This is a genomic window from Phenylobacterium sp. (assembly GCF_025351295.1).
Classification (GTDB): domain Bacteria; phylum Pseudomonadota; class Alphaproteobacteria; order Caulobacterales; family Caulobacteraceae; genus Phenylobacterium.
In genome coordinates, this window is record NZ_JANXWD010000156.1 from 1 (window position 1) to 15610 (window position 15610).

The 15610-nt window shown below is 70.3% G+C and carries 14 protein-coding genes; 10 read left to right on the forward strand and 4 right to left on the reverse strand.

The window, feature by feature from the left end; all coding sequences use genetic code 11:
- Positions 1–150 precede the first annotated feature (150 nt).
- The 5 genes from Q0R13_RS20995 (at position 151) to Q0R13_RS21015 (ending at position 4072) form a co-directional block, all read left to right on the forward strand.
- Complete coding sequence (locus tag Q0R13_RS20995; protein WP_293907642.1) at positions 151–1935, forward strand: acyl-CoA dehydrogenase C-terminal domain-containing protein; 1785 nt, start codon at positions 151–153, stop codon at positions 1933–1935.
- 13 nt (positions 1936–1948) lie between these two features.
- A complete protein-coding gene (locus Q0R13_RS21000) occupies positions 1949–2431 on the forward strand; it encodes an OsmC family protein (protein WP_293907644.1) in 483 nt (160 codons plus the stop codon).
- Between the two features lie 84 nt (positions 2432–2515).
- Positions 2516–2881, forward strand: coding sequence for a hypothetical protein (locus tag Q0R13_RS21005; RefSeq protein WP_293907646.1), 366 nt, complete (start codon positions 2516–2518; stop codon positions 2879–2881).
- Positions 2878–3354 (forward strand): hypothetical protein, encoded by a 477-nt coding sequence (locus Q0R13_RS21010; RefSeq protein WP_293907648.1) that lies wholly within the window; start codon positions 2878–2880, stop codon positions 3352–3354. Before Q0R13_RS21005 ends, Q0R13_RS21010 begins: the two co-directional genes overlap by 4 nt.
- 130 nt (positions 3355–3484) lie before the next feature.
- Positions 3485–4072 (forward strand): hypothetical protein, encoded by a 588-nt coding sequence (locus Q0R13_RS21015; RefSeq protein WP_293907650.1) that lies wholly within the window; start codon positions 3485–3487, stop codon positions 4070–4072.
- A 13-nt stretch (positions 4073–4085) separates the two neighbouring features.
- Here Q0R13_RS21015 and vsr read toward each other — a convergent pair whose 3' ends face one another.
- The 3 genes from vsr to Q0R13_RS21030 all read right to left on the reverse strand — a co-directional run bounded on the left by vsr (position 4086) and on the right by Q0R13_RS21030 (position 6924).
- A complete protein-coding gene (gene vsr, locus Q0R13_RS21020; RefSeq protein ID WP_293907652.1) occupies positions 4086–4556 on the reverse strand; it encodes a very short patch repair endonuclease in 471 nt (156 codons plus the stop codon).
- On the reverse strand, positions 4553–5542 hold the full coding sequence (gene cysK, locus Q0R13_RS21025) for a cysteine synthase A (protein ID WP_293907654.1): 990 nt from the start codon (positions 5540–5542) through the stop codon (positions 4553–4555). Before cysK ends, vsr begins: the two co-directional genes overlap by 4 nt.
- A gap of 260 nt (positions 5543–5802) precedes the next feature.
- Positions 5803–6924: a DNA cytosine methyltransferase gene (locus tag Q0R13_RS21030; RefSeq protein WP_293907656.1), complete on the reverse strand. Its 1122-nt coding sequence runs from the start codon at positions 6922–6924 to the stop codon at positions 5803–5805.
- A gap of 74 nt (positions 6925–6998) precedes the next feature.
- On the opposite strand from Q0R13_RS21030, the gene Q0R13_RS21035 reads away from it, so the two are divergent.
- The 5 genes from Q0R13_RS21035 to recQ all read left to right on the forward strand — a co-directional run bounded on the left by Q0R13_RS21035 (position 6999) and on the right by recQ (position 13114).
- Positions 6999–8819, forward strand: coding sequence for an amidohydrolase family protein (locus Q0R13_RS21035; RefSeq protein WP_293907658.1), 1821 nt, complete (start codon positions 6999–7001; stop codon positions 8817–8819).
- A gap of 5 nt (positions 8820–8824) precedes the next feature.
- Positions 8825–9877, forward strand: a complete 1053-nt coding sequence (locus Q0R13_RS21040) for a TauD/TfdA family dioxygenase (protein ID WP_293907660.1) — start codon at positions 8825–8827, stop codon at positions 9875–9877.
- Positions 9878–10633 (forward strand): enoyl-CoA hydratase/isomerase family protein, encoded by a 756-nt coding sequence (locus Q0R13_RS21045; RefSeq protein ID WP_293907662.1) that lies wholly within the window; start codon positions 9878–9880, stop codon positions 10631–10633.
- Between the two features lie 95 nt (positions 10634–10728).
- Complete coding sequence (locus tag Q0R13_RS21050) at positions 10729–11193, forward strand: BLUF domain-containing protein (protein ID WP_293907664.1); 465 nt, start codon at positions 10729–10731, stop codon at positions 11191–11193.
- A 58-nt stretch (positions 11194–11251) separates the two neighbouring features.
- Positions 11252–13114, forward strand: coding sequence for a DNA helicase RecQ (gene recQ / locus Q0R13_RS21055; RefSeq protein WP_293907666.1), 1863 nt, complete (start codon positions 11252–11254; stop codon positions 13112–13114).
- A 214-nt stretch (positions 13115–13328) separates the two neighbouring features.
- On the opposite strand, the gene Q0R13_RS21060 is transcribed toward recQ, so the two are convergent.
- The gene (locus Q0R13_RS21060) at positions 13329–15557 is read right to left on the reverse strand and encodes a TonB-dependent receptor (protein ID WP_293907668.1); all 2229 of its coding nucleotides are present in this window, start codon (positions 15555–15557) and stop codon (positions 13329–13331) included.
- Positions 15558–15610: the final 53 nt, after the last annotated feature.

Genomic DNA, 15610 nt, shown 5'->3' on the forward strand with positions numbered 1-15610 from the left:
TCATCCCGCGACTTGTTCGCGGGACCCATTGTGCGCGGCGTCCGGGGCTTGGCCCTGGCGGCGAAGCTGCGCTTAATCCGCAAGCTCTGAGATCATGGGTCCCGCGAACAAGTCGCGGGATGATGATCTGAGAAGGAGTTCGGAGCACTCATGACCTACCAGGCCCCTGTGCGGGACTATGTGTTCCTGTTGCGCGACGTGCTGCAGCTGGAGCGCTACGCCAATCTGCCGGCCTTCGCGGACGCCGCCATGGATACCGTCGAAGCCATCCTGGAAGAGGCCGGCAAGTTCACAGCCGAAGTGCTGGCGCCGCTGAACGCGGTCGGCGACAAGGAGGGCTGCCGCTGGAGCCCCGACTTCAGCGTCACCACCCCCACCGGCTTCAAGGCCGCCTACGCCAGGCTGGTCGAGGGCGGCTGGCCGGGCCTGGGCTCCGATCCGGCGTTCGGCGGCCAGGGGCTGCCGCATGTGGTCAACATGGCGTTCTCCGAGATGTCGTCCTCGGCGAACATGGCGTTCTCGATGTACCCGGGCCTGACCCACGGATGCTACTCGGCCATCCTGGAAGGCGGGTCGGACGAACAGAAGGCGCTCTACCTGCCCAAGCTGGCCTCGTTCCAGTGGGCCGGGACCATGAACCTGACCGAGCCGCACTGCGGCACGGACCTGGGGCTGCTGCGCACCAAGGCGGTCCCGCAGGGCGACGGGACCTACAGGATCTCGGGCCAGAAGATCTGGATCTCCGGCGGCGAGCAGGACCTGACCGAGAACATCGTCCACCTGGTGCTGGCCCGCATCGAGGGCGCGCCGCAGGGCACCCGCGGCATCAGCCTGTTCATCGTGCCGAAGTTCCTGCCCGACGCGGACGGCAACCCCGGCGCACGCAATTCGGTGAAGTGCCTGGGCCTGGAAGAGAAGATGGGCATCCACGGCAACGCCACCTGTGTGATCAGCCACGAGGAGGCCACCGGCTGGCTGATCGGCGAGGCGAACCGCGGCCTCTCGATCATGTTTGTGATGATGAACGAGGCCCGGCTGGGGGTCGGCCTGCAGGGTATCGCCCAGGCCGAGGCCGCTTACCAGGCCGCAGCCGCCTTCGCCAAGGACCGGCTGCAGGGCCGCTCGCTGACCGGGCCGAAGAACGCCGACGGCCCCGCCGATCCGATCATCGTCCACCCCGACGTGCGCCGGATGCTGATGGACGCCCGGGCCATCGTCGAGGGCGGCCGCGCCTTCATGGCCTGGACCGCGCTGCACGGCGACCTCAGCCACGCCAGCCCGGACGAGGCGACGCGCCAGAAGGGCCGCGACTACATGGGCCTGATGACCCCGGTGGTGAAGGCGTTCCTGACCGACCGCGGCTTCCAGGTCTGTTCCGACGCCATGCAAGTGCACGGCGGCTCCGGCTTCACCGAGCACTTCCCGGCCAGCCAGTACCTGCGCGACGTCCGCATCGCCCTGATCTACGAGGGGACCAACGGGGTCCAGGCCCTGGACCTGGTGGGCCGCAAGCTGGCGGCGGACGGCGGCCGCGGGGTGATGAGCTTCTTCGCCGAGCTGGACGCCTTCGTGGAGGCCGAGCAGGACGCGGCGATGAAACCGTTCACCGCCGGCCTCGCCAAGGCCAAGGCGGAACTGCAGGAGGCCACCCTGTGGCTGATGCAGAACGGCCTGGCCAACCCCGACAACGCCGGGGCCGCCTCCACCGACTACCTGCACCTGTTCGGCCTGACGGCGCTGGCCTACATGTGGTCGCTGCAGGCCAAGGCGTCCCTGGCCCGGATCTCGGGCGGCGACAGCGACCCGTTCTACGACACCAAGCTGACCATCGGCCGCTACTATATCGAGCGCGTGCTGCCGGAGACCGGCGGCCGGCTTGCAAAGCTCAAGACCGGCGCCGATCTGCTGATGAAGCTTCCGGCGGAGGCTTTCTAGAGGGACCCTTGCGATGGCCACGTACCGCGCGACGATCGACTGGGTCCTTGAGGCCGGCGGCGACTTCCCCAAAGGCCGCTACAGCCGCGCGCACACCATCCGGTTCCAGGACCACATCGTCCCCGGCACCGCGTCGGCCCAGGTGATCGGCGCCCGGTGGGCCGCGCCCGGCGCGGTCGACCCGGAGCAGATGCTGGTCGCCTCGCTCTCTACCTGCCACATGCTGACCTTCCTGCACGTCGCCCGCCTGGCCGGCTTCGTCGTCACCGCCTACCGCGACGAGGCGGTGGGGGTGATGGAGAACAACGCCGAGGGCGCCATGGCGGTGACCCGCGTGACCCTGCATCCGGAGATCGGCTACGAAGGCGCCCGTCCCACCGACGCCGAGCGCGACCACCTCCACCACCAGGCCCACGAAGGGTGCTTCATCGCCAATTCGGTGAAGACCGAGGTGATGGTCGAAGAGGTCGTGCCGGCGTCAGCCCAGGCTCTGTAGCCAAGCTATTCGCGCAGCGTCTGCATCCCGACACACGCTCGCGCGTTTGAGCGGTGGGACACGTTTGGAGACTGACAGACCGCTATGCGCAAAACCCTCGCCTACACCGCCCTCGCGGCCGTGCTAGCCCTGCCGCTGATCGCCGGCCCGACCGCGGCCAGCGCGGCATCCTGCCATAGCCGCAAGACCACCGGGACGATCATCGGCGGCGTCGGCGGGGCCCTGCTGGGCAACGCCGTCTCCCATGGCGGCGGCGGCGCGATCGTCGGCGGCCTGGGCGGCGCCGTGGTCGGTCACGAGATCGGCAAGGGCGGCTGCAGCCGGACGGCCTACCACTCCGGCCGCACCCGCTATTCGAACGACCGCCATCCGTCGCGCCCCGTCCGCAAGGTCTACTACGACCAGTACGGCAACCGCGTGGCCTCGGAGCCGGTCGAATATCGTCGATGACCCCGTCGACCGGGCGCGCCGCGCTCGCCGGCCTCTGCCTGACCGCTCTGGCGCTTGGCGCCTGTAGCGGTCGGTCGCAGGCCGAGGGCGCCAATGGCAGGATCTGCTTCGACTTCAAGGCGGCCAAGCCGGTCGCCGTGGCCGGCGCTCCGGAAGGCGCCGGCGTGGTCGACGACTGCCTGCGCCGCTGGGCCTACAGCCTGGCGCCATCCCGCGACGCCGCCGACGCGGTGGCCAACGCAGTGACCATCGCCTGCTCGGCCAAGCTCTCGTATTGGAACCAGCAGACCTTGCAGCAGCCGGGCGCCGAAGACACCTCGGCCAGCCTGATCACCGGCGAGCCGACGACGCCGCTGGGCGAACACAACGCCTTCGCCCACCGCCAGGCGCTGCTCTATGTGGTCCAGGCCCGGGCCGGAACCTGCGCCCCGCCGCCGGCGGTAGCCGGCACGCCCGAGGGGACCGCGGGGTAGAGGCCGTACTGAACACCGCTCATCCCGGCGAAGGCCGGGATGAGCGACATTAGTTCTTCTTATGTTCTTGCATGGCCAAGCTTGGCCGTTCTAAGGTGCAGCCTGGACCCTGAAGGCGAGGCGCGCGGGCATGGGCTTTGCGTTGTCGTGGTTTGCGGTGATGTGCAGCCGCGAGACGGCGATGACCCATATGGGGCTGGAGCCGGGGGTCGAGGTTGGCGACACCACGCCGGACCGGCTGGCGGTGGCCGAGCTGCCCGATGGCTGGCTGCTGTTCATGTCCGGCAACCTCGACGAGGCCTTCATGGACCACGTCACCTCCCTGTCGCAGCACGGGCCGGCGGTCGCCTGCGCCATTGAGGAGCATGTGATGTTCCACGAGGCGCGGGGCTACGCGGCCGGAACGGAGCGGTGGCGCGTGACCCACGATCCCGGGGCCGACGCCGGCATCCATCATCTCGAGGTGGCCGGCGATCCGCCGCAGGCGTTCGAAGCCATCCACCAGGCGGCGGTCGCGCAACAGGACAAGGCGGGTGGCGAGGACGCCGATGTGGACTTCGTCTGCGAGGCGCCGGTCGACCTGGCGATGTCGATCTGCGGATTCCGCCACGATATCGACTGGCCGGAGGGCCTGACGTTCCGTGAGCTTCGCCGCCCGCGTCAGCCGCCGAAAGACCGGGGGCCGGGCCTGTTCCAGCGCCTGTTCGGCCGGAGCTGACCGCGTCCGGCCCCTATCGCCGGGCCGGCTCGAGCAGCGCGCGAAGTCTTTCCAGCAGCCCCGCCGCGTCCTTCAGCTCGCACGCCCAGATCGTCTCCACCCGCCAGCCCAGGGCCGCCATCGCGTCGCGGCTCCTGGCGTCCCGCGCGACGTTGCGCCCGACCTTGCCGACCCAGTAGTCGCGGTTCTGCTTCGGCACCCGCGCGCCGCGGGCGCAGTCGTGGCCGTGCCAGAAGCAGCCGTGGACGAACAGCGCCAGCCGCCGCCCCGGCATGACCACGTCCGGGTTGCCGGGCAGGTCCTTGCGATGCAGGCGATAGCGCGCGCCGAGCGTCGTCAGCGCCTTGCGCACCACCCTCTCCGGTCCGGTGTCGCGCCCCTTCACGCGCCGCATGACGGCGGAGCGCTTCTCGGGGCTGTAGACATCGGTTCCGCCGCCTGGGTCCCCGCCTGCACGGGGATGAGCGGATTCGGATGGGGTCACAGCCCGTCGAACAGGGCGGTGGAGATGTAGCGCTCGGCGAAGCTGGGGATGATCGCCACCACCAGCTTGCCGGCCATCTCGGGACGGCTGGCGATCTCGAAGGCCGCCACCAGGGCGGCGCCGGACGAAATCCCCACCGGGATGCCCTCTTCGCGCGCCACGCGCCGGGCCATGGCGAAGCTGTCCTCGTTGGACACCTGGACCACGTCGTCGATGATCCCGCGGTCCAGGATCGAGGGCACGAAGCCGGCCCCGATGCCCTGGATCTTGTGCGGTCCGGGCGCGCCGCCCGACAACACCGGCGAGTTCTCGGGCTCGACGGCGACCATCCGCACCGAGGGCTTGCGCGCCTTCAGCACCTGGCCGACGCCGGTGATGGTGCCGCCCGTGCCGACCCCGGAGATGACGGCGTCGACGCGGCCCTCGGTGTCGTTCCAGATCTCCTCGGCGGTGGAGACCCGGTGGATCAGCGGGTTGGCGACATTGTCGAACTGCTGCGGCATCACCGCGCCCGGCGTGGCGTCGACGATTTCCTTGGCGCGGGCCACGGCGCCGGCCATGCCGCGCTCGGCGGGGGTCAGCTCCAGGTGGGCGCCCAGGATCAGCAGCATCTTGCGCCGCTCGATGGACATGCTCTCGGGCATCACCAGGGTGATCTTGTAGCCCTTGGCCGCCGCGACGAAGGCCAGCGCGATGCCGGTGTTGCCGGAGGTCGGCTCGACGATCTGGCCGCCGGGCTTCAGCAAGCCCTGGGCCTCCAGATATTCGATCATCGAGACGCCGATGCGGTCCTTGACCGACGAGATCGGGTTGAAGAACTCCAGCTTGGCGACCACCTCGGCTCCGGGCTTCAGGGCGGCGGTCAGATGCGGCAGGCGCACCAGCGGCGTGTCGCCGATCAGATCGAGCACGGAGTCGTAGATCTTGCCCCGCCCCGTGCGCCGATAGCGCGCGGCGTCGTAGACCTTGTCGGGGGTGGCGTCCATGGAACGGATCTCTCGGATTTGGGCTGCCCTGATAGGGCGAAACCTAAGGCTTCGCGCGGCGCTGTGCTAGGCGCCGGCCGGGCCGTTTCTCGACACAGGAGTTGCTCCCCGCTGGGGGAGCTGTCAGCGAAGCTGACTGAGGGGGTCCGCTCAGAACTCTCCTCATCCACCTCAGCGGCCCAGAGGGAATCCCGGGCGGCGCCATCGGGTAGGACCCCCTCCGGCGCTTCGCGCCACCTCCCCCAGCGGGGGAGGAACTGTCACCCCGCCGCCATCGCCGCCGGCGCGCGGAGCAGCGGTTCCAGCAGGTCGCGGGCCAGCCAGCGGACCACCGGGACGGCGACGCCGTCGCCGGCCACGTGCAGGGCGCCGGTGGCGGTTCTGGGGAGGCGGTAGCTGTCGGGCAGGCCCATCAGGCGGGCCGCCTCGCGGGGCGTCAGCAGGCGGCTCCGCACGCGGCCATCCTCGACCACCACGATCGCCTGGCGCGAGGAGCCGCCGCGCGGGGTGCGCAGGCAGCCGGCCAGGCCGTCGAAGCGGACCTCGGCGCGCTGCACAGGCTGGCCGTTCTCGACGCGCGTGCGGCGGAAGACAGCGCCCACGGCGCGGCCGGAGCGGACCTCCAGCCGGGCGCGATGCAGCGGGCCCATCAGTTCGCGCAGCCGCGCGGTCTGGGCGGGCGTGTGCCAGGCGACGGCGGCGTCCGGCTCCAGCAGGGCGGCGAGGCCGGTGTTGCGGGCCGGCGGATGGGCCAGGCGCCACCAGACCCAGTGCGCGGCCACCTCGGCGGGCAGGGCGGCGTGGGCGGCGCGCACGGCCCGGGTGTGGAACGCGCTCTCGCCGGTCAGCCCCGCCGCCACCTCGCGCGCGGCGACCACGAACACCCGCGGCCGCGACTGTGGCAGCAGGCTGGCCGCGTCGATCTCCAGCGCCCCGAACCGGTAGCCCCGCTGCGCCAGCGCCGCGCCCAGGGCCGCGAAGTCCGCCCCGCCATGCGAGGTCAGCAGGCCCGTCACGTTCTCGATGACGATCAGCCGCGGCGCGCGGCCGGCGTCGTCCAGCGCCGCCATCAGCCGCCAGAAGCCGAAGAAGGCGGACGAACGGCCGCCCGCCAGCCCGGCCCGGCCGCCGGCCAGGCTGAAATCCTGGCAGGGGCTGGAGGCCCAGGCGAGGTCGGCGCGGCCCGGCAGGTCGTCGGCCGACAGCTGCCAGACGTCGCCCGCGTGGAAATGCCCCGCCGCATCGGCGAAGTTCGCGCGGTAGGTGGCCGCCTTCACCGGATCGAAGTCGTTGGCGAAACCGCAGGTCCAGCCCGCGCCAAGCCCCAGCCGGGCCATGCCGCCGCCAGCGAAGAATTCATAGAATGTGAAGGGTCGCGCCACCCCTGAAGGCTAGCTTGATTTGCCGCCAATCCACCGCTCCGCGTGCGGCCGGCCGTTAGAAATGCTTCTGCCCCTTGCTCCTCGCCCACCTGGAGCGGAAACTGCGGAAAACGCGGTATGCGGAACAGTCAGGGAGCCCGGCCATGGAAAAGGCCTTCGATCTGGTCGTGCGCGGCGGGACGGTCGTGGACGGGACCGGCGCGGCGCCGTTCGAGGCCGATGTGGGCGTCAAGGACGGCCGGATCGCCGCGGTGGGCAAGGTCGCAGGCGCGGGCGCGCAGGAGATCGACGCCAAGGGACAGATCGTCACTCCGGGCTTCGTCGACATCCACACCCACTACGACGGCCAGGCCACCTGGGACGGGCGGATGCAGCCGTCGTCCTGGCACGGGGTCACCACCGTGGTCATGGGCAACTGCGGCGTCGGCTTCGCGCCCTGCAAGCCCGGCGACCACGACCGGCTGATCCGGCTGATGGAAGGCGTCGAGGACATCCCCTTCCCGGTGCTGGCCGAGGGCCTGCCGTGGAACTGGGAGAGCTATTCGGAATACCTCGACAGCCTGGCCGGCCGGTCGTTCGACGTCGACATCGCCAGCCAGCTGCCGCATGCGGCGCTGCGGGTGTTCGTGATGGGCGAGCGCGGGGTGAACCGCGAGCCCGCCACCGAGGCCGACATCCACGCCATGGCCGCCATCGCCAGGCGGGCCATGGACGCCGGCGCCATCGGCTTCGGCACCTCGCGCACCTTGAACCACCGGTCCTCGGACGGTTCGCCGATCGCCACGCTGACCGCCGGCGAGGACGAGCTGACCGGCATCGCGCTGGGCATGGCCGCCGCCGGCAATGGCGCGGGCAAGGGCGTGCTGCAGGTGGTCTCCGACTTCATCGACCCGGCCGAGGAATTCGCCATGCTGCGGCGGATCGTCGAGCGGTCCGGCCGGCCGTTGTCGTTCTCGCTGCTGCAGAGCCCGCGCGACCCCGAGCAGTGGCGCTTCATGCTGGAACAGATGAGCGAGGCCAAGGCCGCCGGCCTGCAGATCCGCGCCCAGGTGGCGACCCGGCCGGTGGGCGTGCTGTTCGGCCTGGAGCTGACGGTGAACCCGTTCAGTTCCCACCCCAGCTACCGCGCCATCTCCAAGCTGCCGCTCAGCGAGCGGGTCGCCCGGCTGCGCGATCCCGAGTTCCGCGCGCAACTGCTTCGTGAGGAAGCCGAGTCGCCCCGCGCGGCGGGCCAGTCGCCGATGCGCGCCTGGGACCGGATCTATCCGATGGGCGCCGCGCCGGACTACGAGCCGACGCCGGACACCTCGCTGGCCGCCCTCGCCGCCGAGCGCGGGGCCGATCCCTATGCCCTGGCGCTGGACCATATGCTGGAGGGCGGCGGGCGCGGCATGCTCTACCTGCCGCTGCTCAACTATGCCCAGAACACCCTGGATCCAGCCTACCAGATGCTGCAGCACGACTGCGTGGTGCCCGGTCTCTCCGACGGCGGCGCCCACGTGGGCATGATCTGCGACGGGTCGTTCCCGACCACCAACATCGTCCACTGGACGCGGGACCGCACCCGCGGCCCGAAGCTCAGCCTGGCGCACATGGTCAAGGCCCAGTGCCGCGACACCGCCGAGACGGTCGGTCTCTACGACCGTGGCCTGCTGGTCCCCGGCTACCGCGCCGACCTCAACGTCATCGACTATGACCGGCTGACGCTGCGGGCCCCGCAGGTGGCTTACGACCTGCCCACCGGCGGGCGCAGGCTGATCCAGCGCGCCGACGGCTATACCGCGACCATCGTCGCCGGCCAGGTCACCTATCGCGACGGCGAACCCACCGACGCCCTGCCGGGCCGCCTGTTGCGCGGCGCGCAGACCGCCCCTGTCGCCCTGGCCGCGGAGTAGACCCGATGAACGCCATCACCCCCCAATCCTCCGGCGACTTCGCGCCGCAGGTCCTGGAAGAGGCCTGCGAATGGACCGCCGCCGACGTCGCCGACCCGGCGCTGTGGACCGAGCAGCTCTCGCCGGCCGAGGTCGATGAGCTGGACGCCGCCGTGCGGCACGCCTTCTCGGTCTCCGACAACTTCCTGGAGATCGGCAAGGCGGAGTTCCCCCTGCCGACCCTGGGCCCCCGGCTGAAGATCATCGAGACGGAGCTCATGGACGGGCGCGGCTTCGTGCGCCTGCGCGGCCTGCCGCGCGAGCGATGGTCGAACGACGAGATGAGCATAGCCTACTGGGGGATCGGCGCGCACCTGGGCAAGCCGTGGCCGCAGAACGCCAAGGGCCACGTGCTTGGCGACGTCACCGACCACGGCAAGGCGCCGGGCGATCCGACCTCGCGCGGCAACGAGATTGGGCTGGTGGGCCTGGATTTCCACTGCGACGGGTCCGACCTGGTGGGGCTGATGTGCCTGCAGACCGGGGTCTCGGGCGGGCTGTCGGCGGTGGCCAACTCGGTGGCCCTGCACAACCGGCTGGTGCGTGAGCGGCCGGACCTGGCGGCCGAGCTCTACAAGCCGCAGCCGTTCGACTACCGGGGCGAGCAGGCGCCCGGGCGGCCCGGCTGGTACCTGATGCCGATCTTCACCCGCCACGCCGGGCGGCTGTTCATCCGGCTGATCCGGCCCTACGTGCTGGCGTCGCAACGCCACGCCGACGCGCCGCGGCTGACCGAAAAGGCCATCGAGGCCCTGGCCTGGATGCAGGAGATGGCCGAGGGCGGCGACTACTCGGTGATGATGGATTTTCGGCCCGGCGACATGCAATTCATCAACAACTACCATGTGCTGCATGGCCGCACGGCCTATGAGGACGACCGCGCCGTCGGCAAGGTCCGGCACCTGAAGCGGCTGTGGCTGGAGACCGAGGCGCTGACCGAGCGGCCGGAGCAGTTCGTCAACCGGGTCGGCGACGGCTACTGGTCGCGCAAGCTCACCATCAGCCGCATGGACGCCTAGATGACCGAAACCGTCACGCGCAGCGACCGCAACGGGGCGGCCACGCTGACGCTCAACCGGCCCGACAAGCTGAATGCGCTGAACGTCGAGATGTTCGTCGAGCTGGACGCGCATGTGACCGCCATCGCCGCCGAGACCGAGACGGTCGGGCTGGTGATCCTGAAGGGGGCCGGGCGCTGTTTCTCGGCCGGCCACGACCTCTCCGACATCGCCTCGGGCGAGAAGCTGCCGCAGCCGTTCTACCAGTCCAAGGTGATCGAGCGGCTGGCCAACCTGCCGCAGCCCGTGGTCACCGCCGTTCACGGCCACTGCTATACCGGCGCCCTTGAACTGGCCCTGGCCGGCGACATCATCCTGGCCGCCGAGGGGGCGAAGATGGCCGACACCCACGCCAAATGGGCGCTGACCCCGGTCTGGGGCATGAGCCAGCGGCTGCCGCGCCGCGTCGGGACCTATCGCGCCCGCGAGCTGATGTTCACCTGCCGCACCGTGGGCGGGCGCGAGGCGGTCCAGATCGGCCTGGCCGACCTCTGCGTGCCCGACGCCGAGTTCGATGCGCGGGTCGAGGCCCTCGCCCAGCAGATCCTCGCCAACTCCTGGTTCAGCCATCGGGCCAACAAGCGCCTGCTGACCCAGACCGACGGCATGACCCAATCCCAGGGTCTGGCGCACGAGATCTTCCGCGGCGAGGGCCGTGGCCCGGACATGGCCGACCGCATCGCCGGCTTCCAGAACAAGACGGTGAAACAGCGATGATATTAGCCGCTTGTTGAGGCGGAGATGCGAAGGCTCAGCGGACAGTTCGCCGACCGAGATGCTCCATGTCGCAGGTTCCCACATCGCAGGTTCCCATGTCGCAGATTTCCGGCGCCCGGACACTGCACCGCCTGATCTACACCAGCCGGGTGTCCATCCCCGAAGCCGCCATCGACCACGAGATCGGTTCGATCGTCCAGACGTCCAGGCGCAACAACCGCGACGTCGCCATCACCGGTCTGCTGCTGGTGCATGAAGGCTATTTCGTCCAGGCCCTGGAGGGTCCGGCGGAGGCGGTGATGAGCACCTACCGGCGGATTCTCGACGACCCGCGGCACGAGAAGTCCAAGGTGCTCTCCGCAGGACCGGCCGCCGGGCGCGAGTTCGGCGACTGGAACATGTGCGCCCGCCGCATGACGGCGGGCGATGACGCCATCCTCGACACCCTCAGGGCGCGCGACAGGTTCGCGCCGGAGAGCCTTTCCGGGGCGGCCGTCCTGCGCCTGCTGACGGCCGTGCGCGGCATCCAGGCGCGCACCCGGCTGGGCGCGCTGGGATAGCGGGGAAAAACAGGAACGCCACATGGCGCTTTGAGCGAGTCGGCGGCATAAGGGGCCGATGAATCTCGCCGTCGCCGAGACCGGGCCTGCGCCGATCGATACCGCCCGCGACGTCCTGCGGCGCACCTTCGGGCACGCCGAGTTCCGGGGCCTGCAGGCCGAGGTGATCGCCGAGGTGCTGGCCGGGCGCAACGCCCTGGCGGTCCTGCCCACCGGCGGCGGCAAGAGCCTCTGCTACCAGATCCCCAGCCTGATCCGGCCCGGCCTGGGCCTGGTGGTCTCGCCGCTGATCGCGCTGATGACCGACCAGGTGGCGGCGCTGGTGCAGTCGGGCGTGGCGGCGGCGCGGCTGGACAGCAACATCGAGCCCGAGGCCAAGGCCGAGACCTGGCGGCGGATCGAGGCCGGCGAGCTGGACATCCTCTATGTCTCGCCCGAGGGGCTGATGCAGCCCTGGATGCTGGAGCGGCTGTCGCGCACGCCGCTGGCCCTGATCGCCATCGACGAGGCCCACTGCGTCAGCCAGTGGGGCCACGACTTCCGGCCCGACTACCGCATGCTGGGCCGGCTGGCCGACCTCTTCCCGCACGTGCCGCGCCTGGCGGTCACGGCCACCGCCGACGCCAAGACCCGCGAGGACATCCGCGCCGAACTGCGCCTGATGGACTCCGCGGAGTTTGTGGCCAGCTTCGCGCGGCCCGAGCTGATCCTGTCGGCCGAGCGCAAGAAGGGCGGCGCCGAGAAGCGGGTGGTGGAGCTGGTCACCGCGCGGCCGGACCGCTCGGGGGTGGTCTATGCCGGCTCGCGCGACAAGACCGAGAAGATCGCCGAGGCCCTGCGCGCCGCCGGGGTGCCGGCGCTGGCCTATCACGCCGGCCTCGACAAGCGGCTGCGCGAGACCCGGCTGGAAGACTTCCTGGCGGCCGACGCGGCGGTGATGGTGGCGACCATCGCCTTCGGCATGGGGGTGGACAAGCCGGACGTCCGCTTCGTGATCCACGCCGATCCGCCCGGCTCCATCGAGGCCTACTGGCAGGAGATCGGCCGCGCCGGGCGCGACGGCGACCCAGCCGAGGGGATCACCCTCTACGGCGCCGCCGACATGAGCTGGGCGCTGCGCCGCATCGCCGACCGGGAGATGGACGAGGCGGTCAAGCAGGTCCAGGTCCGCAAGGTCCGCCAGCTCTACACCCTGCTGGACGGCGCGGGCTGTCGCGCGGCCACGGTGCGGCGCTACTTCGGAGAGGAGGGCGTCGAGGCCTGTGGCCAGTGCGACCTCTGCCTCGGCGCGGTGGAGACGACCGACGCCACCCAGGCCGCCCAGAAGGCGCTGTCCGCCGCCCATCGGCTGGGTGGGCGCTGTGGCCGCGGCCGCCTGGTCGACCACCTGCTGGGCAAGACCAAGGACGTGCGGCCCGAGGAGCAGGCGCTCTCCACCTGGGGCATCGGCCAGGAACTGTCGGCCAGCCAGTGGCGCGACCTGACCGAGCAGCTGCTGTTCGACGGCCTGCTGCGCGAGGACCCCAACGACGGCCGGCCCCTGGTGGGCCTGGGCGACGCCGAGGCGGTCCGCGCGGTGTTCCGCGGCGAGCGCCGCGTGGCGATGCGCAAGCACCCCGAGGGCGCCGATCACGACCCCACCACCCGCTCGGGCCGGCCGCGGAAGCGCACGCGCGAGGCGATGGCCGTGCTGAGCCCCGGCGACCAGCCGCTGTTCGAGGCCCTGCGCGCCTGGCGCACCGCCGAGGCCAAGACCCAGCACGTCCCGCCCTATGTCATCTTCCACGACCGCACCCTGGCCGAGATCGCCCTCCTCAAGCCCGCCTCCCGCGCCGCCCTCGCCGCCGTCAACGGCGTCGGCGAGGCCAAACTGGCCCACTACGGCGAGGGCGTGCTGGGGATCGTGGGCGGGTTCACCTGAGCGGTCCGGGCTGGCCCTAGCGCCCCTTCACCCTTCGGGTCCCCCTCCCCGCAAGCGGGTGAGGAACAGCGTCGATCCAGTTCCTCACCCGTGAAAACGGGGGAGGGGGACCGCGAAGCGGTGGAGGGGGCGCTGGACTCAAGCGCCCGCTCTAAATCAAAAGTTTAGAGCACGACGGGCGCTTGAACCGGTATCCACTTCAAGCTGTCGTGCTCTAGAACTTCGCCTTTACCTCGACGCCCAGGGTGCGGGGGTCGTTGACGAAGCCGGTCAGGTTGTTGAAGTCGATGCCGCCTTCTAGGCTCTTGTCGTTGGTGATGTTGCGGCCGAACGCGGCCACTTCCCAGGCCGCGCCGGGGGCGCGATAGCCGAACCGCAGGCCGCCTTCCAGCAGGTGCTTGTCCTGGTATTCGGCCGACTCGTAGAGGAAGAAGTTGATCTTCGAGCGGTAGGCCCAGTCGGTGAAGACGAAGATCTCGCCCGACGCCAGCGGCCAGGAATAGCCCGCCGTCACATTGGCGATCCACTTGGGCGCATTCGGCAGCGGGTTGCCGTCGATGCGCACGGTGCCGGGTAGCGGACCCGCCGGGTCCAGCACGGTGCAGCCGGAGCCGCAGGGCGCGGTGAACAGGTTCGGGTCCTGCAGTTCGGTGTGGTTGTACGAGAAGCCGGCGGTCAGCATCAGCCGGTCGATCGGCTCCGCCTCACTGTTGAACTCGAAGCCGTAGCCCTCGGCGTGCCGGGCGTTCAGCAGGCGGTTGAAGTTGGCCCCGCCGCCCACCGCGGTCAGCTGCAGGTTGGTCGCGCGGTAGTAGAACACGTCCGCGTCGAAGCGCGCGCGGGCCACCGGCAGCTTGCCCTTGATGCCGGCCTCGTAGGACATCTCGGTCTCCTTGCCGGCCACCGAGATGGTGTCGCCGAACAAGAGGCGGCCCTGGATCGACGGCGCCCGGTAGCCGCGGGCGACCCGGGCGTAGAGGTTCAGGTCGTCGGTGGCCTTGTAGGTGGCGTTGAGGTTGTAGCTGAGCTCGGTGGAGTGGGGGTCGGCCTTCAGCACCGCCGTGGCGGGGGCGCCGAAAGGCGACTGGATCCGCTGGGCGGCGAAGTCCTTCTTGTCGTGTGAAAGGCGAAGGCCGGCGCCGACGTTCAGCTGCTCGTTGACCTGGTAGTCCAGGTTGGCGAAGCCGGCATAGCTCTCGGTCTTCTGATGCTGGTAGGCGTAGCCGTCCTGGGCGCCTCCGGCCAGGGTGTTGAAGTCGTAGCTGTCGATCTTCACGTCCTCGCGGAAGTAGAAGGCGCCGATCGTATAGCCCAGCGCGCCGGTCTTGCCGGCCAGCCGCACTTCCTCGCTGAACTGGCCCAGCATGGGAATTCCGTCGGCGCTTTCCGACGGGAACGGGATGAAGCCCGGGCCCGACGGGGGGGCGAACACGGCGCCGAAACCGCCGTCGATGTCGGCGCGCGAATAGGTGTGCACCCGCTCCATGCCGGTGATCGAGGTGATCGTCGTGCCGCCGCCGAGGTCGTAGTTCAGCTTCAGGCTCGTGCCGACGGTCTCGACCTTCTGGGTCGCGCGCGGCTGGGCGTCCTGGGCGATCTTGTCCCGCTCGAAGCCGGGGACGAAGCCGCCGCCCAGCTGGATGATGTTGGCGCGGAACACCCGCGGCGTGCCGTCGAGGTGCTGGTAGTGGACGTTCAGCAGCGCGCTGAAGTCGTCGGTGGGGGTGAACAGCAGCTGGCCGCGCAGGGCGAACTGGTCGTAGCCCTCGGTGGCGTTGTTCTGCTTGGTGAAGGTGTTGTCCACCCAGTCGTCGCGGTGCTGGTAGAGGCCCGACAGGCGGCCGGTCAGCATGTCGCCGAGGATCGGGCCGGAGACCGCGCCCTCCGCGTTGATCGTCGAATAGGTGGCGTAGGACGCCGAGCCGTAGCCTTCGAAGTCCTTGGTGGGCTTGGCGCTATCGAACTTCAGCACGCCGGCCGGGGTGTTGCGGCCGAACAGGGTGCCCTGCGGCCCGCGCAGCACTTCCACCTGGTCGATGTCGAACAGCGGGAAGCCCTTCAGGATCGGGCTTTCCAGCACCACGTCGTCATAGACGAAGCTGACCGGCTGGCTGGCGTTGAGGTCGAAGTCGGTGTTGCCCAGGCCGCGGATGTAGGGACGCGGGAAGGTGCGGCCGAAGCTGGATTCCAGGATCAGGCTGGGCACCCGCGACGACAGCATGCGGATGTCGCCGCCGCCGGAGCGGATGGCCGCCAGCTTGTCGCCCTGCACCGCGGTCACCGACAGCGGCACGTCGTTGATGTTCTCGGCCTTCTTCTGGGCGGTGACGATCACCTCGCCCACGGTGTTGGCCTCGGCGGCGGCGGCGGGGAGCGCCAAGGCGAAGGTGGAGACGGAAACGCCTGCCACAAGCCAGGCGCGCAGGGACGCTGACGTCATCATGGAGAAACCTCTGGTTGTCCGGCGGATGGGGGGACCCGCCTTCTGAGGCCGCT